The sequence below is a fragment of the Arthrobacter sp. SO3 genome (genome assembly GCF_020532825.1).
Lineage (GTDB): Bacteria > Actinomycetota > Actinomycetes > Actinomycetales > Micrococcaceae > Arthrobacter.
The window spans coordinates 1-4,323 of record NZ_MQTS01000103.1; the positions used below are offsets into that span (position 1 = coordinate 1).

General features: G+C 70.6%; 4 protein-coding genes and 1 pseudogene. All 5 read right to left on the reverse strand.

The genetic code is table 11. The features are described from left to right. Positions 1-721: uroporphyrinogen-III synthase (locus tag BJQ90_RS10510; protein WP_226760233.1), on the reverse strand; the 721-nt coding region annotated here is incomplete at its 3' end. Between the two features lie 20 nt (positions 722-741). Further along, on the reverse strand, positions 742-1,740 hold the full coding sequence (gene hemC / locus BJQ90_RS10515; protein ID WP_226760234.1) for a hydroxymethylbilane synthase: 999 nt from the start codon (positions 1,738-1,740) through the stop codon (positions 742-744). Continuing rightward, positions 1,737-3,017, reverse strand: a complete 1,281-nt coding sequence (locus BJQ90_RS10520) for a ferrochelatase (RefSeq protein WP_226760235.1) — start codon at positions 3,015-3,017, stop codon at positions 1,737-1,739. The genes hemC and BJQ90_RS10520 overlap by 4 nt, the downstream gene beginning before the upstream one ends. Then, on the reverse strand, positions 3,014-3,727 hold the full coding sequence (gene hemQ / locus BJQ90_RS10525; RefSeq protein WP_226760236.1) for a hydrogen peroxide-dependent heme synthase: 714 nt from the start codon (positions 3,725-3,727) through the stop codon (positions 3,014-3,016). Before hemQ ends, BJQ90_RS10520 begins: the two co-directional genes overlap by 4 nt. A 132-nt stretch (positions 3,728-3,859) precedes the next feature. Next, positions 3,860-4,323, reverse strand: a pseudogene (locus tag BJQ90_RS22505) (hypothetical protein); the annotation flags it as partial.

A 4,323-nucleotide genomic window follows, 5' to 3' on the forward strand; every position in this document is an offset into this window, starting at 1 on the left:
TTTCAGCCCTCGCCTGGGCCGGGGTGAGCACGGCGGCTCCGGTGTCCCGGGGTGTTCCCGGGGCTGCATTGTGCCCGGCGGGCGTGGCGGGGTGGCACGCGGCGAGGCTCCGGCCCGGGTCGGCCGGGAAATCCACGGTGCGGTACGCAGTCACGGCCTGGACGAAGGCGCCCCGGGCCTCCAGCCCCCGGCGGAGCCCGGGGTCGGCGATGTCCGCCTGCGGCAGGAGGACGCTGCCCTGGTGCTCGGGCCAGATGTCGGTCAGCCCCGCTCCGGACTGCTGCCCCGTGGGTGCCAGGTCGACGGCGACTCCCCGGGATTCGAGGAAACGGCGCGTTGCGGGCCCGATCGTCGCCACCAGGAGGCTGCCCGGGAGCCAGCCGCTGAGCGTGGTTCCACGCTCGGCGGCCTTGGCCTCGAGGGCCTGGACCGTGGTCACGCTGCTGATCGCGAGCCAGTTGTATGCTCCGGCGCCCAGGGCATCAAACGCGACATCCAGGGAGTGCTGGTCGCTGGCGACCTCGAAGTCGATCAGCGGCAGCAGCAGCGGCTCTGCGCCGACGGCGCGCAGGGCACTGACAAGCTCCGCCGCACGGTCAGGGCTGCGGGCGACAAGGATGCGGGCGCCGTCGGGCCCCCTCATGCCGCCCTGTCCATCCTTGACCGTAACGTCCAGGGTGGGGGTGCCGGCATCGACGTTTCTGGCACTGTGCCGTCCCATGAACTGAAGAATTCCGCGGATCAGGATGCGGCCAGGTCCGCGATGTCGGCGGCACCCTGGGCGAGCAGGACTTCGGCGAGCTCAATTCCGAGCAGGGTCGCCCCGACCTCGGTGAGTCCGTCCGTGGCCTTCTTGTCCCGGATGGTGGCCGTTCCGTCGACGGCGCACACCACGGCTTCAAGGAGCAGCAGGCTGCCCTTGCGGTAGGCGTAGGCGCCCACCGGCGCGGCGCAGCCGGCTTCCAGCCGGGCCAGGAGCGCCCGCTCGGCGGTGACGGCGAGCCGGGTGTCGGGGTCGTCGAGGGCGGCAAGGGCCTGGGCCAGCACACCCTGCGAGCCTTCGGTGGATCCTGCCTTGCGCGGCGCATCGGCGGAGCGGCATTCGATCGCGAGGGAACCCTGCCCGGCGGCGGGCAGCATGACCTCAGGCTCAAGGAACTCGCTGACGGCGTCGAGCCGGCCGATCCGGTGCAGTCCGGCGGCGGCGAGCACCACGGCGTCGAGGTCGCAGCTCTTGCCGTCCACGACGGCGTCGGTGCTGTTGCCCGGCAGCCCGGGGACGCGGCCGAGCCGTGTGTCCACGTTGCCGCGGATGTCACGGATGTCCAGGTCCGGGCGGGCCGCCCGGAGCTGGGCTGCGCGCCGCGGGGAACCCGTGCCCACGGTGGCGCCGGTGGGCAGGTCCGCGAGCTTGAGCCCGTCCCGGGCACAGAGCACGTCCCGGACGTCGACGCGCTTCGGCGTCGCCGCGAGCGTCAGCCCGAGGGCCGGGCCGGTGGGCAGGTCCTTGAGCGAGTGCACGGCCACGTCGCACGTGTCCTGCAGCAGGGCGTCACGCAGGGCCGCGACGAAAACGCCGGTGCCGCCCATCTGGGACAGCGATCCGGTGAGGACATCGCCGTCGGTGCGGATGCGGACCAGCTCGACCGGGAATCCGCCGACGGCGGCCAGCTGGTCAGCGGTCTGCTGGGTCTGGGTCAGTGCCAGTTTGCTGGCGCGTGTTCCGATCCGGACGGTCACAGTGCTTCCTGACCCGCCGCCGGCGCGGAGGTGCCGGCGGTGGCGGCCGCCGGGTAGGGGGCGTGGCCGGTGCCGATGGTTGTGTCGGCGCCCGCAATGGTGGGTTTTTCGCCGCGGAAGTTGGCGCAGCAGCCCGGGCGGCAGACGTCGTACCACGGACCGAGCTTGGTCAGGTGCGGCCGGCCGGCGATGTTGTTCGCGGCGGTCCGTTCACAGATCAGGTCCACGATTCCGCCGACGAACTTGCGGTGCGTCCCGGGCGTGGGGACGCGGCTCGCGGCGAGGCCGAGCCTGGCGCAGGTTTCCAGGGCTTCGGTGTCGAGGTCCCAGACAACTTCCATGTGGTCGCTGACGAAGCCCAGCGGCACAATCACGATGCCCTTGACGCCCTGGCCGGCGAGTTCCTCGATGGCGTCGTTGATGTCCGGTTCCAGCCACGGCACGTGCGGGGCCCCGGAACGGGACTGGTAGACGAGGGACCAGGGTGCGGTATCGCCGGTCTCCGATGCCACCCGGCGGATGACTTCGGTGCCGGTGGCGAGGTGCTGCGCGACGTAGGCGGAATCCTCCTCGAAGTGGCGCGGTTCGGCCTCGGAGCGGCCCGCCGCCTGGGCGTCGCGGGTGGGAATGGAATGCGTGGCGAACAGGATGTGCACCGGCGCGTCCGTGGCGCCGGCCGCGGCCAATTTGGCGCGGACGTCAGCGAGGCCGGCGGCGGTGCCTTCAATGAACGGCTCGACGAAGCCGGGGTGATCAAAGTATTGGCGGACCTTGTCGACTTCGAGCTTTCCGTCGAGGCCGGTCTCGGTCAGCGCGACGCCGATATCCTCGCGGTACTGGCGGCAGCTGGAGTAGCAGGAATACGCGCTTGTGGTGACCATGAGGACCTTGCGGTGCCCGGCGTCGTAGATGTCCTGGAGGGTCTGCGGGAGGTACGGGGCCCAGTTGCGGTTGCCCCAGAACACCGGCAGTTCGATCCCGCGGGCGGAGAGTTCGGCTTCGATGCCGGCCTTGAGCTCGCGGTTCTGCTGGTTGATCGGGCTGATGCCGCCGTTGGCGCGGTAGTGGTGCGAGACCTCTTCGAGCCGCTCGTCCGGGATCCCGCGGCCGCGGGTGACGTTCCGCAGGAAGGGAAGAACATCATCCTGGCCCTCGGGGCCGCCGAAGGAGGCGAGGAGCACGGCGTCGTAGTCCTTAGGGGCCATCCGGCCGGCTTCGGTGACCTCGTTGAGGCCGGTATCGGCGGTGTCGGTTTCCTGGGGATCCAGCGGGCTCATGAAAGGACCTCGGCAATCTCGGCGGCGCTCACCCGGCGGCCGGTGTAGAACGGGATTTCTTCGCGGACGTGGTGGCGGGCTTCCGTGGCTCGGAGGTGGCGCATCAGGTCCACGAGGTCCACGAGGTCGGGGGCTTCCAGGCCGAGGATCCATTCCCAGTCGCCGAGGGCGAAGGAGGACACGGTGTTGGAGATGACCTGGGGGAAGTCCCGGCCCAGCAGGCCGTGGTCGCGCAGCATCGCGCCGCGTTCGGCGTCGGGCAGCAGGTACCACTCGTAGGAGCGCACAAAGGGGTAGACGCAGAGCCACTCCGCCGGTTCGACGCCGCGGGAATAGGCAGGGGTGTGGTTCTTGGCGAACTCGGCCTCACGGTGCACGCCCATGGCGGACCAGGCGATCTCCGTGCCGGTGAACAGCTTGCTGCGGCGGATGTCCCGGACGGCGCGTTGGAGGGCCTCCGGCTGGGGTCCATGCAGCCAGACCATGATGTCGGCATCCGCGCGCATCGCCGACACGTCGTAGCTGCCGCGGTGGACCACACCTGCCTCGGCCAGCCGCGCGGTGAGGGCATCGAAGTCTTCGGCAGCATCGCCGCCGCGGACCACGTCGGCGGAGCGCTTGAAAACCGTCCAGAGCGTGAAGAACTGCTCGGCTGATTCTTCGCTTGCTGATTCGGTTTTAGTGACAGTTTCGGCAGAAGTGTGGCTCATGCATACCAGTCTGCCCCTTCGCCTCAGCTAAGTCGAAATCAAGCACTTCTACAACGCGTAGAAGTGCGTAATTTCACATCGATGGGGATTCCACCCCGGATTCGGAGTGCCCGGCAGCGCCCCGCCGGGACTTCAGACGCGGCGCAGCCGCAACACCACGATGCCGGCGATCACGGACAGCACGACGAGGCCAATGCCCAGTCCGAGCAGCGGCGCCTTGAACGGCTCACGCGTTGACGTTGCCTCCATCGAAGTGCTCCCGGAGCGGGGCTTGGCCGGCGCAGCTGCGGAGCCGCCCGGAGCTGTCGGGGAGGCCGACGCCGTGCTCGACGGGGCTGCCGTGTTCGACGGCGCCGCCGGGGTTTCGGTTGGGGCCTGAGTCCCGGCCGGGATTTCGGCGGCCGGTGCCGTCTCCGCGGCCGGCTCACCCGGGACGGGGGCCGCGGGCACGGCCGGCTGGGCCGGAGCAGGCGTGGCGGGCTGCGGGGCCGCGGGCCCAGTTGGCTCGGCTGGTGCCCCGGGCTGCGGGGTGACGGGCTGCGTGGGAGTTGGCCTTGGGGTGTGGCTTGGCTCGGGTGCGGAGGGTTCCTCGGAGG

Excerpts from the sequence above, each read along its gene's own strand:
- hemQ (WP_226760236.1), bottom strand. The coding sequence starts at position 3,727 with ATGAGCCACACTTCTGCCGAAACTGTCACTAAAACCGAATCAGCAAGC.
- BJQ90_RS10520 (WP_226760235.1), bottom strand. The coding sequence starts at position 3,017 with ATGAGCCCGCTGGATCCCCAGGAAACCGACACCGCCGATACCGGCCTC.